General features: G+C 47.3%; 23 protein-coding genes. 21 read left to right on the plus strand and 2 right to left on the minus strand.

Annotated features, from left to right (window positions below):
* The 6 genes from GZ78_RS29400 to traN (GZ78_RS08725) all read left to right on the plus strand — a co-directional run.
* Window positions 1-519 (plus strand): 3'-5' exonuclease (locus tag GZ78_RS29400; protein ID WP_081869747.1); only part of this gene is annotated, 519 nt, incomplete at its 5' end.
* Entirely contained in the window at window positions 516-2,423 is a 1,908-nt protein-coding gene (locus GZ78_RS28270) for a TrbC family F-type conjugative pilus assembly protein (RefSeq protein WP_081869748.1), read from the plus strand. The genes GZ78_RS29400 and GZ78_RS28270, both read left to right, overlap by 4 nt.
* Entirely contained in the window at window positions 2,420-5,242 is a 2,823-nt protein-coding gene (gene traN, locus GZ78_RS08710; RefSeq protein ID WP_034834792.1) for a conjugal transfer protein TraN, read from the plus strand. Before GZ78_RS28270 ends, traN (GZ78_RS08710) begins: the two co-directional genes overlap by 4 nt.
* 65 nt (window positions 5,243-5,307) lie before the next feature.
* Complete coding sequence (locus GZ78_RS08715) at window positions 5,308-5,973, plus strand: AvrPphF family type III effector (protein ID WP_034834794.1); 666 nt, start codon at window positions 5,308-5,310, stop codon at window positions 5,971-5,973.
* Window positions 5,974-5,980: 7 nt separating this feature from the next.
* On the plus strand, window positions 5,981-6,193 hold the full coding sequence (traL, locus tag GZ78_RS08720; protein ID WP_051785973.1) for a type IV conjugative transfer system protein TraL: 213 nt from the start codon (window positions 5,981-5,983) through the stop codon (window positions 6,191-6,193).
* Between the two features lie 14 nt (window positions 6,194-6,207).
* Window positions 6,208-7,233, plus strand: coding sequence for a conjugal transfer protein TraN (traN, locus tag GZ78_RS08725; protein WP_034834795.1), 1,026 nt, complete (start codon window positions 6,208-6,210; stop codon window positions 7,231-7,233).
* Between the two features lie 74 nt (window positions 7,234-7,307).
* On the opposite strand, the gene GZ78_RS08730 is transcribed toward traN (GZ78_RS08725), so the two are convergent.
* Window positions 7,308-7,880, minus strand: a complete 573-nt coding sequence (locus GZ78_RS08730) for a PIN domain-containing protein (protein ID WP_034834796.1) — start codon at window positions 7,878-7,880, stop codon at window positions 7,308-7,310.
* On the minus strand, window positions 7,880-8,338 hold the full coding sequence (locus GZ78_RS08735) for a helix-turn-helix domain-containing protein (RefSeq protein ID WP_034836213.1): 459 nt from the start codon (window positions 8,336-8,338) through the stop codon (window positions 7,880-7,882). Before GZ78_RS08735 ends, GZ78_RS08730 begins: the two co-directional genes overlap by 1 nt.
* A 131-nt stretch (window positions 8,339-8,469) precedes the next feature.
* On the opposite strand from GZ78_RS08735, the gene traL (GZ78_RS08740) reads away from it, so the two are divergent.
* The 15 genes from traL (GZ78_RS08740) to GZ78_RS08815 all read left to right on the plus strand — a co-directional run bounded on the left by traL (GZ78_RS08740) (window position 8,470) and on the right by GZ78_RS08815 (window position 20,655).
* Window positions 8,470-8,751 (plus strand): type IV conjugative transfer system protein TraL, encoded by a 282-nt coding sequence (gene traL / locus GZ78_RS08740; protein ID WP_034834797.1) that lies wholly within the window; start codon window positions 8,470-8,472, stop codon window positions 8,749-8,751.
* 349 nt (window positions 8,752-9,100) lie between these two features.
* Window positions 9,101-9,382, plus strand: a complete 282-nt coding sequence (gene traL / locus GZ78_RS08750) for a type IV conjugative transfer system protein TraL (protein WP_034834799.1) — start codon at window positions 9,101-9,103, stop codon at window positions 9,380-9,382.
* Complete coding sequence (locus tag GZ78_RS08755; RefSeq protein ID WP_051785974.1) at window positions 9,379-9,933, plus strand: TraE/TraK family type IV conjugative transfer system protein; 555 nt, start codon at window positions 9,379-9,381, stop codon at window positions 9,931-9,933. Before traL (GZ78_RS08750) ends, GZ78_RS08755 begins: the two co-directional genes overlap by 4 nt.
* A 27-nt stretch (window positions 9,934-9,960) precedes the next feature.
* The gene (locus tag GZ78_RS08760; RefSeq protein WP_034834801.1) at window positions 9,961-10,728 is read left to right on the plus strand and encodes a TraK domain-containing protein; all 768 of its coding nucleotides are present in this window, start codon (window positions 9,961-9,963) and stop codon (window positions 10,726-10,728) included.
* 10 nt (window positions 10,729-10,738) lie between these two features.
* The gene (locus GZ78_RS08765; protein WP_051785975.1) at window positions 10,739-11,920 is read left to right on the plus strand and encodes a TraB/VirB10 family protein; all 1,182 of its coding nucleotides are present in this window, start codon (window positions 10,739-10,741) and stop codon (window positions 11,918-11,920) included.
* Between the two features lie 19 nt (window positions 11,921-11,939).
* Entirely contained in the window at window positions 11,940-12,335 is a 396-nt protein-coding gene (locus tag GZ78_RS08770) for a TraV family lipoprotein (protein ID WP_034834802.1), read from the plus strand.
* Window positions 12,336-12,349: 14 nt separating this feature from the next.
* Complete coding sequence (traA, locus tag GZ78_RS08775; RefSeq protein ID WP_152558626.1) at window positions 12,350-12,694, plus strand: TraA family conjugative transfer protein; 345 nt, start codon at window positions 12,350-12,352, stop codon at window positions 12,692-12,694.
* A 2-nt stretch (window positions 12,695-12,696) separates the two neighbouring features.
* Window positions 12,697-13,968: a TraI domain-containing protein gene (locus GZ78_RS08780; protein WP_034834804.1), complete on the plus strand. Its 1,272-nt coding sequence runs from the start codon at window positions 12,697-12,699 to the stop codon at window positions 13,966-13,968.
* The gene (gene traD, locus GZ78_RS08785; protein WP_034834807.1) at window positions 13,958-15,793 is read left to right on the plus strand and encodes a conjugative transfer system coupling protein TraD; all 1,836 of its coding nucleotides are present in this window, start codon (window positions 13,958-13,960) and stop codon (window positions 15,791-15,793) included. Before GZ78_RS08780 ends, traD begins: the two co-directional genes overlap by 11 nt.
* Window positions 15,794-15,907: 114 nt before the next feature.
* A complete protein-coding gene (locus GZ78_RS08790; protein ID WP_236631514.1) occupies window positions 15,908-16,435 on the plus strand; it encodes a DUF4400 domain-containing protein in 528 nt (175 codons plus the stop codon).
* Window positions 16,393-17,286 carry a conjugal transfer protein TraF gene (gene traF, locus GZ78_RS08795; RefSeq protein WP_161787347.1) on the plus strand — a complete coding sequence of 298 codons (894 nt, stop codon included), beginning with the start codon at window positions 16,393-16,395 and terminating at the stop codon, window positions 17,284-17,286. The genes GZ78_RS08790 and traF overlap by 43 nt, the downstream gene beginning before the upstream one ends.
* Window positions 17,287-17,308: 22 nt before the next feature.
* Complete coding sequence (locus GZ78_RS08800) at window positions 17,309-17,569, plus strand: pyocin activator PrtN family protein (RefSeq protein WP_034834810.1); 261 nt, start codon at window positions 17,309-17,311, stop codon at window positions 17,567-17,569.
* Between the two features lie 270 nt (window positions 17,570-17,839).
* On the plus strand, window positions 17,840-18,514 hold the full coding sequence (locus GZ78_RS08805) for a vWA domain-containing protein (RefSeq protein ID WP_034834812.1): 675 nt from the start codon (window positions 17,840-17,842) through the stop codon (window positions 18,512-18,514).
* A complete protein-coding gene (locus tag GZ78_RS08810; protein ID WP_034834813.1) occupies window positions 18,511-19,209 on the plus strand; it encodes a PP2C family serine/threonine-protein phosphatase in 699 nt (232 codons plus the stop codon). Before GZ78_RS08805 ends, GZ78_RS08810 begins: the two co-directional genes overlap by 4 nt.
* A 6-nt stretch (window positions 19,210-19,215) precedes the next feature.
* Entirely contained in the window at window positions 19,216-20,655 is a 1,440-nt protein-coding gene (locus GZ78_RS08815; RefSeq protein WP_051785978.1) for a serine/threonine protein kinase, read from the plus strand.
* Window positions 20,656-20,660 lie beyond the last annotated feature (5 nt).

Raw genomic sequence — 20,660 nt, forward strand, 5'->3', positions numbered from 1 at the left:
TACGTTGACACAGAAACCACCGGCCTGAGCGCCCAAGATGAAGTCGTAGAGATAGCCATTATCAATGACAATGGTGAAGCCCTGCTTAACACGCTGGTTAAACCAACCCACCATGATTGCTGGCCAGAAGCTCAGGCGATTCATGGAATCAACCCGAAAGACGTTGCCCATGCTCCCACTTATGATGCGCTACGCCCAACCATCCGGGCATTGTTTCAGGATCAGGAAGTCGTGATCTACAACAAAGCATACGACAGCCAATATCTTGGTACAGATCTTGGAGCCGCGAAAAGCGTTCAGTGTTGCATGCTTCTCTTTGCCGAACACTTCGGTGAATGGAACCATCGCTATGGCAATTACAAATGGCAGAATCTTAACAAGGCCAGTCGGTATGTCCAGTACAAATGGGAAGGAGAGGCGCATCGTGCCCTGTCAGATACGCAGGCAACAAGAGCCGTCTGGCATTACCTGACTCGTCCTGATGTTCGCCAGCGCATTGATGCTCTGAGAAACGCATGATCCCCCTACTCTTCAGGCTGGTGATGATAGTTCTTTTATTGCCAGCCAATACAGTCCTTTCTTCTACTCTCACCATCAATCTGTTTGTCTCTGAAACCATGGGTGAAACAGCTCTGGTTGAGATAATACGGGAAACAACATCTCTTCAAAACCTCAATATCATCGTGCGAGGAATGGGAGCCAGAGATACCAATCTGGCTCAAAGCATCACCCGCTGGCAGCACCGAATCAAACAGGCAGATGCCGGGAAGATTGTTCAGATCAACCCTGTTTTGTTCCGTGAGCAGAATATAAACCAAGTACCTGCAATGACTGTTGTCATGAATGGCAATACTGAATTGACCGTTTTGGGTGTTACTTCACCTGAATGGTTGCTGCGGCAGTACCATACAGGCCAGCGTGGCAATATGGGTACCTATGGTTCAACACTGCCTGTCAGCGAACCGGATTTATTGGAATATTTGTTACAACGACTCAAACAGCAGAACTGGCAGCCCCTTCAAGAAAAAGCACAGAAGCGATTGCAGGCCAAAACCTTTTCTTTCGGAGCAAAGCTGCCAGCCAGTCAAAAGGTGTCCAGCAAAATACTGAAAGTGTCTGGCAATTGGCATACGCCCATAATTGCTCTGGATATCAATGATCGTCAGCAGCAGAAAGCCGTGATTCCCTGGTTACAGCAATTCCCTGATGCGTTGATTCTGGCTTCCAATGGCTCAATACAACAGTTTCAGAACTTACCCAGCCTCTGGCATGAGCATCAAATTTATATTATGCCCACAGAGCTGATTCATCGTTTTCAGCTCACGGCTTTGCCTGTATTACTGACACCTGAAAACCACAGTCATTGGAGAGTCACCACTGCGGCAGTATTACCGTTTTCAGCGGTCGATATAGTGTCATGGGTTAAAGCTTTGGTTTCATCTGCTTATGCGTTGGAAACCACTGAAAATCCATCCAAAGCCCTGTGCCAGAACGTATCTATTTTGTCTGAAAAATTGATTACTTTTGTGCCCTGGAAAGAGCTGTTTCCCATTCGTATCGGACTGGCAAAACTGGGCTCCGGCAAAGAACCCAGTGACAGAGCCAAAACCAACACAGGGCTGTGTTTATGTGAAGACAGCGCAGGTATGTTTCACCCCGGAGTGACTACCGGATTCTGGCGACCTCAACGACTGATCGAATTGACTCGCAGCCCCGGCTGTCTGATGGCACTGGGCGGTCATAAGCTCCCTATTGTTGACCAGCGTCGTTGGGGAACATTAGGTTCTGCCAATATTCCCAAAGGCATAACTTATCTGCACGCTCACGTTTACAGTCTGCCGCTGATTGAAATGTTAAATATGTTCACTGGCATTGGCGGCTGCACCAGTGATCTGGTGGACTTTGACCTGATCAATCTGTCAGAAGTAGATCCTTCGTGGAATCATCCTGAGTTAGCGGCTCTGCTTTCACCTGACCTTGCTGCTTATGCGAATCCTGCGGCAATGAATGCCTGTACTGCTGATGGCGTAGCCGCTCTGAATTCACAGCCTATGGATAATCTGCACTGGTGCGCTGGGAGCTGGGGTTCCCTTTATCCGTTATCCGGTTTTACCAGCACCTATGGTCACTTTGCTGATAACACCAGCCTGCTGGCAACACGGGCTTTAGCCAAGATTCACAGAATTGGGCTTGGCAGAAAAACCTTCGGTGAAGAGGCTCAGTGCCATAGCAAAATCACTCCATGGCTTCCCAAAAGCCAGTACAAGATGAGCATGTTCTGGCCGGAGCCGGAAAAACAGAAAGCTCACTGGATCGGCGCCTCTGCCTCAACATGGGGAATGCATCGTCATCCATTGGGTAAAGACGATGCGATGTATCTGCTGTGGCAGTATCGGGATTGCTGTCAGACCGCCAGCCAATGATAAAACCTGATTCCTACAAAATGCTGAGTGGATTATTCGCTCTCTGCTTTCACACCGTAATGGCAGAAGCCACTCATGAAGCCATTCGTACATTTGAGCAACATACCCGCTCAAACTGGCTCCAACAGATTAACCAGAAGTCTGAAGCTATTACTCGAAATCCTCACTCTATTGCCAACCAAGTGCCAAATCTGATGATGGAGAAGCCTTCAGACAGCTCTCACCGCCAGAAACTGGAAAGCTATTACCAGAATGAAGATTTCGATGGCCTGCAGTCCTTTGGTGAACAGCGGGCACAACAACTGGAAACAGAACAATCACCAGAAGGTGAAGCATGGCGTTTATTGAATCAGTCACCAGATCGTTATTATCCCGATGCCAACGAACACAAGATTCTACACCCTATAGAGCAGAGTATTAACGCTCTGCAACACCCTAATACTTGGTCAAAACAGAAGCACTGGCCTACCGATGCTCAGTGCAATCCCATATACGATAAGAACGGTGAAATGAGTGCCACCATCGCCCGTCTGCGACAGCATTTCAAAGGCTGTGATTACCAGAAAAAACTGGTGCTAAAACAAGGCCGCCAGGTGCATAGTCCGGATATTCGTGAATGCACGCGGGCTGTAGTAATTGACAACAGCGTTACCTTGCACCGAAAAATCAGGGTTCAGCCGTTCGCAGAATATGTTTCCGGCTCAGGGCTATCGGGCATGAACGGATGTGCAAGCCAGTCAGATCAAGAAGGCTGCTTACAGATTCGGTTAGGCAAAGATGCGGGAGCGGATAACTACTATCACTGCGGTTGCTGCATCAAAGAAGAAACCTTCACAGTAACACTACCCAGACCACAGGCATTAAGCCGTGCAGTGCTTCAGGAAGCCCGCTGGGATGACCGGCTGCAAGTCTGGATCAATGATAAAAAGGTCTGGCAGAGCAACTCTGATTTTCCGCCTGAAAGCGGTGGTGGATGTGAACTGGATTCTAATTTTCACCTGAACAGTCCTGTTTCACTGGATAGCCGTGTATTGGATACAACAGGCAATCAAGTCACTTTCAGAATCCGAACCTCTGTTGGCGATCAGGGCGAAGGTTTTGCTCTGATTAAGTTGTATTTCGATATAAGTCAGCTAGTAGAAGATGACCGCTGGGTGCCTTCATCAGCACTGGAGCAACTGAAAGAAATGAAGCAATGGCAGAGTGATGGACTGTGCAGTCTGACATACCAATGCCTTGAGACTATGAGCGACTCTGAACATACGATCCACGGTAAAGTAATTCCTCTGCAACAAAGTCTCTCATCGCAATTACCAGCCAACTGCAAAACCGCCAGAGCGGAAGCGGATTGTTTTTACTACAAAACAGCATCAACACAGTATCCGCCTGATCATTGTGCAAAGTATGCCAATGATCCCAACTGTGAATTTCTGGACAGCCGTTGTTTAGGAGAAAAGTCTGGTATTTGTTACACCCGCGAGGATCGCTACGACTGCGGCTACACAGGCAGCCTGAACCGCATCGGCATTGAAGAGAGTATTCACTGTGAAGGTCAGCCTATGCAGTGCATGTTAGGCGAGTGTCAGGCCAATATAACGGATGCGGATAACACCGACTTTGCCAGTGCGGTCAGTGGTCTCCATGCTGCCAAACATATGTCGCATGATATGCAGTGTAATCAGGACGGGAGTGGTTGCAGGATATTCAATGGCAAACCCTGCACCTGCAAACAGGGCATTTTCAATATGGTGGACTGCTGCAACCTGCCAACAAATGTGAACTTTGCAAGTTATATGAACCTGCTGCTGATGGGCTACCTGTTCGATAAGTCAGCAATCCATCTACAAGGCAATTTCCCCAATCAGCTGACTGGGTATTATAAGAAAATGCGGGAACCGATGATGCAGGGCATCAACAAGCTCAGCCAGCCTGCAAAGAATCTATGGTCAGACATGGGCAAAAGCTGGGACAAGCTCACAGAAAAGCTTTGGCCAACACCGGCTGAAGTTCATACCCAAACGGCCACTGCCAAGCCTATCGCCGGAGAACTGTCGCAGGAAGCTCAGAAGACGATGCTCGGCAATATGCAGCAACAGCTGATGCGAAAGATGGCCGAAGTCGTCCATAAAATTCTGGGCGAAGATGCCTCCAACCTGCTGTTCCGAACCGCTGGCAACAACCTGGCTTCTCAGGGTGGACAGCTCAGCCAGAAAACCCTGATTATGAATCCAGCCATCACATCAGCCATCAGTGCCGTCACCATGATCTACACAGCTTACACCATGACCAAACTGATTATCCAGATCGCTTATCAATGCGACGATGAAGAGTTTGAATTAGCTGCCAAACGGGAAATGAAAACCTGCCACAAAGTCGGCAGCTACAGTGAATCTGAGATATTGGGATTAAGCAATATGGAATACAACAGCTATTGCTGCTTCAGCTCGCCTCTATCCCGCATTTTACAAGTTCAAATCAGGAAACAACTCAAAACAGGATGGGGATCAGCCGAACATCCTGACTGCTCTGGCATTAGTCCCGAAACATTACACTCCGTAGACTGGAACCGAATTGATTTGAGTGAGTGGCTGGCACTGCTAAAACTGCAAAACAAACTGCCAGAGGTGAATGCCGATACTCTGAAGCATCTAAATCTCGAAAGCTTGACGGGAAAAGGGTCAAGGCTGGATTTTGACCATCACCGGGAAGATAGTCGAGAAAGGCTATCAGAAAGATACAAAGCTGTTAAAAAACAACATGTTGAGAGCTTCAATTTTATCAAAACAGAATCACTAAGGAATCACAAACTATCTCATTGACTCCCCCTGATTTATTCATAGTTTCATATATTGATATGTAAGAAACAATTAAAGGGAACTTCTGCATGAATATTGGAAAACCAAATTTAACGATGCCACAAGGAACAAACGTTTCTCAAAACCAGCAGGAAGCCACAAATAGCCCAAAGAAATACCTGCCTTCAGGTACAGAGTCAGCGTCCAACAAAGCAGCAGAAAAAACATTTTCTGAACGAAAAATTGAATCCCCACCATCAGCACAAACTGACAGTATAACGAAGCTTGTTATGGACAAATATGAATTATCACCAGATACAAGAGTCTTTCGCATGTGTGATAAAAAATTCCTTGATCTAAATAATATGCGTGCTCATGGAAACCCCACTCCTGAGTCAACACAGGTCAGAGATTTTTATAACATGGTTGAAGACCCTGTGACAAAGGGGTATATCGAACATTGCAAGAGAAACAATATATCCGCACCAGAACCTCGACTCATTTCGGGGAAAACCTTTGCTGATAAATTAGCACCTTGTCTGAATGTCTCTGTTGAGCCAGCAGTAGATTATTACGTTGAGGGAATGGTGCTTTTCAGCTTCAGGCTTGGAGATGCCCTTGATATCGGTGCAAGAATCTATCCCGATGAAACTTCTGTGGCACAGTTAACGACCCCTCTGATTATTACCATACCAACGGATAAAACAGTACCTATCCAGCTTGAAGATATAGATATTTCACCAGAAGACCCTTGAAACAAAAATGGAAATCCCTCGCACCATCAATGACCCGGTCCAGTTCCTGTTTTGGTCTTTGGACGAAATCTACCCCGTAGCCGTTGGCCTGATCTGGGGTATCTGGTTTGACCAGCTGTTGCTTGGCATGTTTCTGGGCTGGATGGCAATTCGTGTTTATCGCCGGTTCCGGGATCGTCACCCTGATGGTCACTTGAGCCACCGGCTTTACTGGCTNTGAACTTTGCAAGTTATATGAACCTGCTGCTGATGGGCTACCTGTTCGATAAGTCAGCAATCCATCTACAAGGCAATTTCCCCAATCAGCTGACTGGGTATTATAAGAAAATGCGGGAACCGATGATGCAAAGCATCAACAAACTCAGCCAGCCTGCAAAAAACATTTGGTCTGACGTTGGAAAAAGCTGGGACAAGCTCACAGAAAAGCTTTGGCCAACCCCGGCTGAAGTTCATACACAAACCGCCACTGCCAAGCCTATCGCCGGAGAACTGTCGCAGGAAGCTCAGAAGACAGTGCTTGGCAATATGCAGCAACAGCTGATGCGAAAGATGGCCGAAGTCGTCCATAAAATTCTGGGCGAAGATGCCACCAACCTGCTGTTCCGAACCGTTGGTAACAACCTGGCTTCTCAGGGCGGACACCTCAGCCAGCAAACCCTGATTATGAATCCTGCCATTACCTCAACCATCAGTGCTGTCACCATGATCTACACGGCTTACACCATGACCAAACTGATTATCCAGATCACCAACAAGTGTGAAGACAAAGAATTTGAATTAGCCGCCAAGCGAGAAATGAAAACCTGTCACAAGGTTGGAAGTTACAGCAAATCCAAGTTTCTCGGGTTAGCCAGTATGGAATATAACAGCTATTGCTGCTTCAGCTCGCCACTATCCCGTATTCTGCAAGTGCAGATCAGAAAGCAGTTTAAAACAGGATGGGGATCAGCTGAGCAACCTGACTGTTCTGGCATTTCTCCCGAAACACTCCATGCCGTTGACTGGAACCGAATTGACCTTAGTGAATGGCTGGCACTGTTAAAACTGCAAAACAAGCTGCCAGAGCTGAATGCCGATACCCTGAAGCAGCTCAACTTGGAAACCCTCACAGGTAAAGATTCAAGGCTGGATTTCGATCAGCACCGGGAGGACAGTCGAAAGCGGCTGGAGGCTCGCTATCATGGTATAACACCCAGCCATATCAACAACTATCAAACGACAAAAGCAGAAGAAGTTCGCTATTCAGCACCTCGCCACTGATGACAGTACTTCTTAACGCTCTGTTCAGAGTGAGGCCCCGTACTCTGTCCAGCTCTGATTGAAGCACCTGCTTCTTACAAAGCCAGCTTCATTGACTCAAGCCAGGTAACTGTTTCCGGCAATCTTTGCTTTCTCAGTCTGCCCAGGTACTCATCAACCGTCAGGGGTGGATTTTTTAAAGCAGCTCTTGCTGAGCGAATGACGCCAATGACTTCTGCGGGGTGCAGGTCAATCAGGTCATGGATAAAGCTGTCAGGATGGATTGCCTGAAGCTCATACGGGGCAAGGGCTTCATCAGGAAAATCTTTCAGATTATAGGTGACTATAACATCGGCGTTGGCGGCAATGGCCGCAGCAACAACATGCCGGTCATCCTGATCAGGTAATTGAACAGAGTCAATCAGGTGCTCGAAGCCTTCAACCAGTGCATCCCGAACATGAGCATTCATCAGCTGTCGGGTTTTGTTCAGGTAGTTTTCATCGATATCTGGATGATTGGCTTTCAGGTTGCGAGTCCACTCATCATGAATCTGGTCTGTCCACCTGGCGCGAAAGGTGTCTGTTATAGCCAATCTTAACAGCACATCTCTTAACACCGAAGGATAAAGGACACAGGCATCAAAAACAGCCGTAAATTGAGAAGCCATTAGTACTCCGGATCATGCATCTGGGACAGGGCTGACAACTCATCCAGAGCTGATAGTCGTTTCGCATCCACAGCTGCTTTGTAATCCATTAAGTCCTGATACCGGACTCTGCGATGCCGTCCAACCTTGTGATGAGGGATGTCTCCCTGATCCAGCATTCTGACCAGATAAGGCCGGGAAACATTAAGAATATCCGCAGCCTCCTGAGTGGTCAGTTCCGCATGGATTGGAATGATTTTTACCGCATTGCCCTGACCAAGCTGAGCCAGAATATCAACCAGCAGGCTCAACGCCCTGGTCGGAATTGACAGCGCATGCTTTTCACCATCCTTAGAGCTGATGTCAATTTGCTGAGATTCGGTACCCGTCTCAAGATAAGCTGAAATCTCACGGCTGCACTCCTGTGCAATCGCAATCTCTTCAGCCGTAGGCAGGGTTAGTTTGTCTTTGATAGTCATAGGCATTCCTTGATGGCGTACTTCCTGCAGAGTTTTTCAAGATAGTTGTCACTAATTACAGTTTAATCGAAATAAACGAAATAGCAATAAACGAAATATTCGAAACCAACCTGATAATTCTGAGAGCAACTATGAAAATCCCTCGCACCATCAACGACCCAGTCCAGTTCCTGTTCTGGTCACTGGATGAAATCTACCCGGTAGCCGTTGGCCTGATCTGGGGTATCTGGTTTGACCAGCTGTTGCTTGGCATGTTTCTGGGCTGGATGGCAATTCGTGTTTATCGCCGGTTCCGGGATCGTCACCCTGATGGTCACTTGAGCCACCGGCTTTACTGGCTCGGTTTTTATTTCGTAAAAGCCAGAACTTTACCCAATCCTTATGTCCGGGTCTTTTACCCTTCCCGAAAATGACCATTCAAGATTATCTGCAACGCCTGAAACAATGGCGGCAACAGCTCTGTGTGGACAGGCTAATTCTGTTGGTATTGGTGCTGAGCAATGCATTATTGCTGATCCACTGTCTGAACCGTAAACCGTCTGTTGAGTTGAGCCTGCCGTTTATGGANGCACTCCTGTGCAATCGCAATCTCTTCAGCCGTAGGCAGGGTTAGTTTGTCTTTGATAGTCATAGGCATTCCTTGATGGCGTACTTCCTGCAGAGTTTTTCAAGATAGTTGTCACTAATTACAGTTTAATCGAAATAAACGAAATAGCAATAAACGAAATATTCGAAACCAACCTGATAATTCTGAGAGCAACTATGAAAATCCCTCGCACCATCAACGACCCAGTCCAGTTCCTGTTCTGGTCACTGGATGAAATCTACCCGGTAGCCGTTGGCCTGATCTGGGGTATCTGGTTTGACCAGCTGTTGCTTGGCATGTTTCTGGGCTGGATGGCAATTCGTGTTTATCGCCGGTTCCGGGATCGTCACCCTGATGGTCACTTGAGCCACCGGCTTTACTGGCTCGGTTTTTATTTCGTAAAAGCCAAAACCTTACCCAATCCTTATGTCCGGGTCTTTTACCCTTCCCGAAAATGACCATTCAAGATTATCTGCAACGCCTGAAACAATGGCGGCAACAGCTCTGTGTGGACAGGCTAATTCTGTTGGTATTGGTGCTGAGCAATGCATTATTGCTGATCCACTGTCTGAACCGTAAACCGTCTGTTGAGTTGAGCCTGCCGTTTATGGATGGGCAGATCGGTATTCATTCCGGTGAAGCATCTCAGGTCTATTACGAGTGGTGGGGGCTGTCTCTGGCTGAACTGCTGGGAAACATCAATCCACAGAATCTGTCGTTTGTGGAATTCAGGCTGCAAAGCCTGCTGTCACCGAACCTGTACCAACAGGTACACGAAACGCTGAATCAACAATTTCATCAGTTGCGGGAAGACCAGGTTTCCTTAAGCTTTGAGCCATTACAGCTTGAATTTGATGAAACGACTCATGAAGTCAGAGTGACTGGTAACAGCGCCCTGTCATCAGGCCATCAACGGCTGTCGGGGCAGAAAACATTTACCTTTCAGTTCAACCTGATCCGTTATCGACCTGTGCTTGCAGCTATCCAGATTGAATCTGATCTGAAGTAACCTTCCTTTTCTTTCAGAGAATTCATTATGAACAAAGCATTTGCTGTTGTTGTGTGCCTTTATTGCTCATTGACCCAAGCGGCTGCGCCAGTGAAGCTGCAAGTATCACCAGGTCAGCAACAGCCTGTCACCCTCAGTCGTTTACACCTGAACCGAATTGTCACTCCTTTTACCGCACCACAGATTCGTACCATTGATCAGGCAGATATTCGAATCGAAGGCTCAGTGATTTATCTCTCTTCACAGCAAGAAGAACCCTTTGTCGTGTATATCACACCTCATGATAGTGAAGCTCATGCTCTGTCTTTGCTTGTTACGCCTCTTGATGTACCGCCCAAGGAAATCCAGCTTTCTCTATCAAAACAGTGGCAGCAAAAAATCAATCATAACAAGGAGGTAGCAAAACGATTTGAAGAAGCCTCCGACTATCAGCAGGTGATGACAGAAGTACTTTCTATGCTCGTGAAAGGACAGATACCAGAAGGTTATGAGTTGAGTAATATCCATAAACCCGATATTCAGCATTGTCAGCAAGACGGCCTGGTATTTGATTATTCCAGGGGGCAGGTTGTCCAGGGGCATTATTTCAAGGTTCTGGTTGGGACAGCTAAGAACGCTACCGAAAAGCCTCTTATTTTCCATGAGAAAAACTGTCAAGGCAGCCATACCGCCGCTGTCGCCATGTGGCCAAAAAACACTCTGCATCCCGGTCAACGCAGAGAGCTATTTATTCTTTTGAACACTCCCGATCAGGAATCTGCACCTGTGGTGCGCCCTTCTCTGCTGACCTATTAAAAATAAACCAATGAATACTCTCAACCATTACCTGACACCAAGGATAAAGCGTTATGGCATTGTGCTTGGCACTGCGGTGATTTTAGTTGCTCTGATTTTTGCCACCAGTAAACGGCAGGATTCAGACATGACCAAAGCACCGGAGCAAACCACTTCATCCGTTGACTTTACCGGCGTCCCTCCAAAAGAGTTAACCCTGAACCGAATCAGTGCTGACCTGGAACGTATCCATCAACAACAGAAAGCTTTGCACGAAGAACATCAGCAGGAAATGGACTCTTTAAGGGAGAGACTGCAACAGGAAATTCGCCAGCTAAATCAGCCAGAGCAACCAGCTCAACACACCTTTTCTGTCCCTGAACCTTCAACTCCAGAGCTGACTCCTGATGTTTTGCAATGGAACCAGTACAGCCAATCACCAGCGACTAATTACAATGAATCCGGTTACTATGATGCACCTCCTCAACCACCCAGACCTATCCGGGTATTGGGAGCTACATATCCTCAAGCGGTGGCACTGGATTCCAAGCTCGAAGATAAGCCAAAGCTCTTACGCCTACCCGCTGGCAGTCTGTTATCCGGTCAGCTAATCACCGGACTGGATGTTCCTACAGGACAAGGGGCGAGACGTGAACCCTACCCTGTGCTTATCCGGATTAAAGCGTCGGCAATTTTGCCCAATCGTTATCGCACCAATGTCAGGGAGTGTTTTGTATTAGCTTCCGGTTATGGCGACCTGAGTTCCGAACGGGCTTATCTGCGAAGTGAAACCTTGTCGTGCATCTTCAAACACAACCATAAGGAGCAAGTGATTGAACGACCTTTAGAGGGTTATATCGCTGGTGAAGATGGCAAGGCCGGATTACGAGGCAGATTAGTCAGCAAACAAGGACAAGTAATGGCTAAAGCAGCTATGGCAGGATTTCTCAGCGGTGTCAGTGAAGCATTCGATATCAAACCAGTCCCTGTCTTTTCTGTAGTACCCAACCAGAATGGTCAAATCCAATCGCCTTTTCAATCTGGGTTAAAAGGCAGCGAAGCCCTACAAAGCTCTCTGATCAAAGGTAGCAACAAAGCTTTAGAAAAACTGGCGGATTTTTACCTGAAGCTAGCGGATCAGATGGTGCCCGTCATTGAAATCAGTGCCGAACGCAAGGTAGACCTTATTCTAACCCGTGGTCTTAAAAACTAATCTTTCGAGACTTTCCCCCATGTTTAAACACGATACCAGAGCACTGCTTCTGATAGCTTCGCTCGTACCTATTATTCAAGGCTGCTCATTATTCGGCGTTGGAGAAGCTGAGTATGCGTGCCCAGAGCCCGGTAAGGGCGTATGTAAATCGGCAAGACAAGTTTACCAGGATACTGATTCACTGCCTTCTGAAGACCTCCCTCCCACTTCTCCCAAAAGCTTTACAGAGCCCGACCTTCGTCTTGTAACTCCCGAAGCGGTGCCGAACCGAACACCCGCTCAAATCCTGAGAATCTGGATCGCCCCCTGGGTTGATAAACAAGGTAACTGGCACAGCGGTGGAGTCGTAATGACAGATATTGCCCCAAGAGACTGGCAATCTGCCATTCCCGTCTATTCACCTTCTGATGACTAATGGAGTCATTGACCATGCACTTACTTCTACCCCTTTCTGAGAGACACCCCTTCATAGTGAAACAGCAGCAACTAATGCTGTCACTGGCAACGCTGATCATCCTTTCTTTATTACCACCTGAGCTGCAGGCGGCCAATCCTGTCAATGCGACGGGCTCGAATGATTTTGCGGAAATTTATGGCCGTTTAGTGGGCTGGATCAAAGGAGACTTGGGACGAACACTGTCTATCTCTTTCGTCCTGATCGGTCTGGCTTACGGCATGGCTCGCAACTCTCTGATCGGCTTTGCTACCGGGGTCGGTGCCGCTGTGGGATTGCAGGTTACACCTACCATTATTAACTCTATTTTCGGGCTTTAACCATGACCACTTCACAGGCTTTATCGATTATTAATCACTGGCTACATCCGCATAATGCTGACAATGAAACAGCCCTACTACCAAATGATGCCCAAGAGCCAGAACAGCCCATAAAATCCAGTTCAGGCTGCGCCGGATATCAGGTAGGCACCGGAACCATCCTTCATCAGCAACAGAAGCTAGTGGAACAAGTGAACGAGCAGCTTAATCTACCGACAGAACTGCAGCTCATGTTTGACCAGACACTGGATAATCTCACCCACTGGCTCCACCTCCTACCTGCACACCCACAGCACCATTGCGAGCCAGCTGGAGCAGTTCGCCATGCACTGGAAACCGCATTCTGGTCTGTTACCGCTATGCAACAGATTCACAGAGATCATGATTTGTATCCGGATCAACGCAGAGCAAGAGAACCACTATGGCGATTAATGGCAGGCGTCGCCGGACTTTTATATGACTGTGGTCGAATGACTTCTTGTCTTGTGGTTCAACAGCCATCAAGTAAGCAAGCTGAAGAGCAGCCAGCAGAGCTATCAATAGGACAATGGCCAGCCTTCGAACAGGCTCTTGGAAGCTGGTTGCAACAGCATCGCATTACAAACTATTCACCTCACTGGAAGCAGTGTGATACCAACCCTGAGAAGCCATTAACGCCAGAATATACCGCCATCAACCTACTGCTGTTACCGCAGCTAACCCCACAGGCATTCCGCAATGCCCTGCAACCGGATGGAGACAATGGAACCCTCTGGCAAACCTTTATCAGTGCGCTGACCGGACAAAAAACTGGTCATGGCGTATCACAAATCATCAATGCGGTAGAGTTGGCTCGCCTGAAAAGCGTCAAACTGCATTTCGTTCGTGGAGAAGCCCTTAACCAGATTATGAAACCGGCGAAAACTGAGGGCCAGCCAGAAACGGGAAAGGATGATGAACTGAAGTGGCTTGAGAAGGTTATATCCAGCCTCCACAGCGAAGATATCAAGTGGGCGAAAGACAGCCTCCTATTACCATGGCCGGACTCTGCGGAATCCGAGAACCTACCAGAGCCAGATATTCTGCTCAAACAATGGAATCAAAGAGGTTGGATCAGACCTGTCGGCAACCTGATTATTTTTCGCCGAAATGGTCGTACGGTAATTGCTCTGCAACCCGTTATTTCCCAACAGTGCAAACAATGGCTGCCATCAGGCTCTTTTGCAGAAGAATATTCAGAAGAGAGTGCAGGAGAGAGTGCAGGAGAGAGTGCAGGAGAGCAGCATGATCAGTGATCGTCCTTACCTGCAAAACTGGCGACCTATTTATGAGCTGAGCTCGGCTGTCGTCTGGTTATCAGCTATGAACATCGCTCACACACTGTCGTTTTTCAGCTCTCTACCACCGATTGGTTTTATTCTGACGTCTTCTTTCTGTGCTGCCATGACGATTACCCGTCTGGCACAGGCAATACCAAGATGGCAGCAACACCGACGATTAAAAGGCAAAAAGCTGACCCTACTCAAGCTGACCCGTAAACAATGCCAATCGCTGCAAACAAAAAATCAGGAACAAGGAGTCTGGTTAGGCTGGGGGTTTGAGTGGCAACGGCTGCACGGACAACGAGCCTGGGATTTATTACGCAGTGATAACCTGCCTGCCAAATCAGAAAAAACCATGGGTGCAGGTTGGATTCATGGCATGGAGGAGCATGAAGAGCGGCTATACCAGCCTCTTGAACAGATTCAGATGCACACGATGGTCATTGGTGTCCCCGGCAGCGGTAAAACCCGATTATTTGATTTGTTGGTAACACAGGCTGTATTACGCAATGAGCCTGTCATCATCATTGATCCCAAAGGCGACCATGACCTTGCCAGCCACACTCTCAGAAGCTGCGAGCTATCAAGTAATAAATATCGGTTTATGAAGTTCCATCCGGGCTTTCCGGCGGATTCGATTCGCATCAACCTGCTTCAGAACTTCAACCGCTCCAGTGAACTGGCCAGCCGGATTTCGGGATTAATGCCATCCAGTGGCGACAATGCGCCGTTTCAGGCATTTGCCCAGAAAGCGGTCGATGCAGTGGTGCAGGGTTATCTGCTTTGTGGTCAGCGCCCTACTCTGGTGATGATTCGACAGGGATTAGAAGGAGGAGTAACCAAACTCCTGATCAAAGCGCTCACTATTGTTTGTACCCGCCATAATACTCAGGCTCCAAACACTGCCCAGGGAAAAGAAGCGAAGGGCAAAAGTAACATCGAAGCTGTTGCACGACGCTGGATAGAATTCTATCGAGAGAAGGTGATGCCAGAATCCCCATGCACAGATGTTGAGGGTTTAATCTCCCTGTTTGAACATGATCGGGCGCATTACAGCAAAATGATTGCCACCCTACTGCCAGCTCTCGGAATGCTGACTGGCGGTCCGCTGGCTCGCTTATTATCACCTGACCCTACCGATATTGACGATCTGCGCCCCTGCACAGACACAGTGAATCTGATCGAACAAAACAAGGTGATGTATTTCGGGCTTGATTCCCTGTCTGATCCCATGGTCGGTAAAGCCATTGGTCAATTGCTATTGGCTGACCTGGCGGCTGTCGCCGGTGACCGTTACAACTATTCATCGAAAGACTCGCAGCAGGATGACAAACCCATCAACCTGTTCGTAGACGAAGCCGCTGAAGTACTCTGCCCTCAGTTGCTGTCCCTGCTCAACAAAGGTCGGGGCGCAAAATTCCGGTTATACGTCGCCACACAAACGCTAGCAGATTTTGAAGCCCAGTTGGGTTCAGAAGCTGCTGCCCAGCAGTTTATAGACAACTGCAATCACCTTATCTGCCTGAGAACACAAAACCCCGACACCCAGAAATTCATCACCGATAAACTGCCACCGGTTCGCTATCGCTACTTTATCCGTAATCAAGGCATCAGCACGGATGCCAACCGTCCCATGGAATTTACCGGCAACCTCAGCGAGCAACAACTGGAAGAAACCGGAGACCTGTTCCCACCACAACTACTGGGCGAGCTGCCCAACCTGGAATACGTAGCCCGACTGGGCGGCGGACGTTTATTGAAAGGCAGAATTCCGATTCTCTGTGCTCCAAAATTCTGATAATTCGATTTCATCTCTCCTATGACACACTCTCAAAAACAAGTCAGTCCTTTGACTATCTGGTGCTTTGGGCTTGGCCTGATATTGCTCTGGCTGGCGATTTCCGGGCAAAGCATGAATCAGTATCTTCAAAAAGAGCAGCAGCAATATGCTCGTAGATTAGGTAAAGATAATGCGCTGTGGATTATGCGAACCGGCAATCGTCTATATGCCGCAACCATTGCGAAGCCCGGGATTCAGAACTTTCTTTTGGAGCGCACAACTCCCGACAGAAAAATGGGAGAAGGATTAGCAAAGGTTATTGAGCTCTTTCAGGGCGTGGTTAAGAACTTTCTGAGTCTGATACAACAACTCCTTTATCGGATTTCGGTATTGCTGGCTTGCTTGCCATTCTGGGGCGTGATGTTTATTGCCGCCATTGTCGATGGCCTGTTAATCCGAAAAATCCGCTATCACGACTTCCATTACACCAGCCCCCTACAAAACCTATGGAGTCGGCGGGCATCAAAATGGATTCCCGGTTTATTTCTATATCTGATCATTATCCCACTGCCCGTTCCGGTGTTATTGATTCCGGCAGCAGCCTGGTTGACAGCTTTGTGTCTTGGGTGGTGGACAGCGAACTGGCAGAAGAAAGTCTGATGCCCTTCGTTCTGCTATTAATCGGATTCCTTTCAGCCACTGCTTCAGCTCAGCAGCAATGGTTTGATCGCCATTCTGAAGGCTGGTTCTGGTATGAACACATTGCCGAGCCAGAAACAGACGAGAATAAAATCAACGACCAAAACGAAAGGCATCAGCCACTCACAACAGCATGGATCAGAGATAATATCGGTCAATATCTGGACAAAGCCATCGATCTCCCCAGCAAAGAAAACGTCAGCAACTACCTCTATCTCGACAGACTGATCAAAGAAAAAGCAGAACGTTTTGCCTATGTCGGTAAGCAAGTCATCGAAGGCGATCCTATGCTGGATGAAAACGTCCGACGACCAATATCTCCTGCAGCGGCAAAAATCAAAGATGACACGGCTTACAAGGCCAGAGAAATTATTTTGAAAAAGATTGCCCGGATAGCTGGCCTGGTTTTTTACTATCAGGGAAGTTGCAGGCTTTGCCATATTCAGGCCAGAACAGTACAGCTCCTGAGCATGGAATACGGCTTTGAGCTGATTCCTATCTCAACCGATGGACAGCTAATTCCAGAACTACAAAACAGTCGAACAGAACGGTCACCACCTGCATCTCTGAATATTGTCACATACCCTGCTCTTTTCCTTATGCAGCCTCCCGACAACATTGTTCTTATACGACAGGGCTCCACATCTTTGACTGCACTGGCGGAGCGGCTTGTTGATGTTGCCTATCAACAAGGCTGGATCAATAAAGGTGAGTACCAGAAAACCAGAATCTCCAATGACACCTGGAACGAAGGCTTACCACCTGAAATAATAAATCTATTCAGCAAGCCTCCCTCCTCATCTCACCAATAATCAACGTCTTAGTCTGAATATTATGAATACTGAACTGATGCTCTTTGCTAAATACGAGAAGCCCTACGTCCGCCTCGAAGAAGTATGTGATGAGTTCTTTGGCCTTTGCGAGAAAAAAGCCAAAGCAGCGGCGGCTTCTCAGCAACTGCCTGTGCCGGTAGTCCGGCTGACTGAAAGCAGGAAGTCGCCAATGATGATTCGGCTATCGGATCTGGCCAGTTATCTTGACACCCGGCACCAAACCTATAGCAATACCTGGGAGAAAGTTAGAAGTGTACGATAGTCTTTTGGGCGGTATTCAGTTTGGTCATCTTCAACTTTCGTTGATAGAGGCTATCAAAACTTCCTATGCAGAAAAAAACCTATCACTCCGTAAGCTTATAAGATTAATATTTATTAAGCATTATTAATATATATCAACAACTTAAACACAAGTATAATCGCAACCCTCCAATTTCTCTGGGATCGATAGTTGGCACGGTTTTCGCTTTATCGTTGATAACTGCAAAATTAGAGTTCAACTGAATCCACCTACAACTGATGAATTTTCATAATGAAAAACTTTGCAATTAAGAAAGCCAGACCTTTGCCTGTCATCATCCTTGCTGATACCAGTGGAAGCATGAGCATCAACGGAAAAATTGATGCCATGAACCAGGCATTGAAGGATCTTATTGACACACTGGGTGGTGAAAACCGGTTACACGCTGAAATCCAGCTATCTATCATCACTTTCGGAGGCGATAAGGCTGTAGAGCACCTGTCTCTCAAACCAGCCCATCAAATTACAGATTTCACTCCCATGGAAGCCATAGGAAGAACCCCTATGGGCGATGCTTTCGCCATGGCACAGGCTTTGATAGAGGATAATGAACGCATACCTTCACGCGCATATCGACCATTTATCATCCTAATATCAGATGGTTATCCAACTGACAGCTGGCAATCAGCCTTTGACAACCTCTGCAAGTCTGAAAGAGCCCAAAAAGGTACGCGACTGGCCATGGCTATCGGTGATGATGCAGACATAAAAATGCTGGAAGACTTCAACAATGACTTAGAAGCATCTGTGTTTAAAGCAAATGATGCCAGAGACATCATCCACTTCTTCCGAGTGGTTAGTATGAGTGTCACCAGCCGGTCACGCAGTGTTAACCCGAATGAATCAGTAGAGATTGATTTCGACACTCCTGAAGAAGACTTTCTGGACCTGGATTTTCAACCATGAGATGGCTGTTTAGCAGGGCAAGTGTAATAGGCCCTGCTCATGTTCTATCAGGATTACCTAACCAGGACTCTGTAGGGATACGCACTTGCAGGCAGTATTGGGCAGCTAGCGTCTCTGACGGGCTGGGGTCAAAACCATTTTCTGATGTCGGCTCCAAACTAGCTGTCAAAGTTGTCTTGAACAGCCTCCATGACACCATTGATAGCAATGATCATCATAAATTTGTTACCCATCTATATAATGAATGGCTTAAACAAATTTCCCCATTAAAAGCTACCGATGCTGCTGCCACTTGCTTAGCGGCATTTGGACGGGGTGGTGATTGTGTCCGGCTAGTTCAGTTAGGTGATGGTGCGATCCTATACCGATCAAGAGGGGTAACTTCACTCTTTACCTCCTCGGATAATAAATTTGGTAACGAAACCTCCGCTTTAGGTTCTTCGAGGCGCTTCTCTGACTGGAGCATCATTGATATCGAAATACCCGAAAAGGGAGATGGCATCATTCTGATGACTGATGGAATTTCAGAAGATATCGAGCCAGAGGACTTTCCAGAATTTATGCAGTCTATGTATGAATCGCTTCGCCGAAAAAGCACCCGCGCCAGAAACTCATGGCTTAAGCGGGAGCTAAAGGCGTGGCCTACGCCCGGTCACAGTGATGATAAGAGTATTGCGGTTGTTTTCAGGAATTAGTTATTGATGAGCATTAATGTGAAAAACAGTCTGAAGCCGGAAAAGAAAAAAACAGGCAACAGAACCGTAACTGACCAGTACGGTACTGATTATGAACTCACTGGACTTGTTGGGGCCGGAGGCCAGGGTACCGTTTGTTCGACTCAATACCCCGAAGTTCTGCTTAAAATTTTCAACCAAAAATCTTCTGTAGAGCAGAAAAAAGAATGGATTGATCGTATTCAGTGGATCATGCGACAGAATCTCGAACAGCTGAATATTGCTTCTCCGAAAGCCCTGATCATCAAGCCAACTCCAGGTTATGTTATGGAGCTTATGGATGACCTCATTCCACTTCAGGACTTGATCATAGAAACAAATGAGTCTCTTCAGAATGGAGAAGGCCTTCAGGGATTCCTGAATACAGGGGGATTAACTCGACGATTCAGCATATTAGCCAAACTTGCTCGTTTATTGGCTGATCTACATACACGTGGACTTGCTTATGGCGACCTTTCTCCAGCAAATATTTTCATCTCAAAATCCATAAATGAATCTGAAGTATGGTTGATCGACTGTGACAACCTTGCCACATCTTGTCGATTATCCGATCAGCACATTCACACTCCAGGGTATGGTGCACCGGAGGTTGTCACAGGAACAAGAGGAATCAACACTCTTACTGACAGCTGGAGCTTTGCTACCATTGCATTCGAAATATTGAGCCTGATTCATCCACTAAAAGGCGACCATGTCGAAGATGGGGAGCCCGAGCTTGAAGAACAAGCTTATCAGGGTAAATTCCCATGGGTTGACCACCCTGATGATTCATCAAACAGCTCCAGCGTTGGCCTTTCAAGAGATATGATAAGTACCCGCCGCCTGCGTGAGCTTTTTGAAGCGAGCTTTAATGCTGGAATGCTACAACAAAATCATCGACCTACGATGAACGCCTGGGCTGAAGCTTTTGAGGCTGCTGCCAATATATGCATTTCATGCGAATCCTGTCGTAGCTGTTTTGTCTACAAACCCGATCACATTTGTCCTTTCTGTGACCACAAACAGTCTCCAGATAATCAATTGCTATTAAGGCATTACATCTACTCTTCGATGCTGACTGAAGATAAAGAGCTGAATGCCACTCCTTGGGTTTCAACAGGTCATGCCTGCGTACTGAAAAAACAAAGTGAAATCATTTTACGTAATTCGGCACCAGGCTCACGCCTTTACAACCAATCCGAAGAGCTATGTCGCATTGAGTACAGTGATGAAGGTATCACTATTAAGCCCAAACCAGCCTGTAAAGTCGTTCTTCAGAAACACGGAAGCCGAAAAAAAGAACGCATAAACCGGGTATGGAAATACACGACATCTGAACGTAGCCAGCAGCGATTTATGTTGCACATCATGAATAAGACAAGCGGCTCTCAAGGCTTTGGTCACAATGTCTGGCACTTTATCTGGTAAGAATT

The organism is Endozoicomonas numazuensis, assembly GCF_000722635.1.
GTDB lineage: Bacteria > Pseudomonadota > Gammaproteobacteria > Pseudomonadales > Endozoicomonadaceae > Endozoicomonas_A > Endozoicomonas_A numazuensis.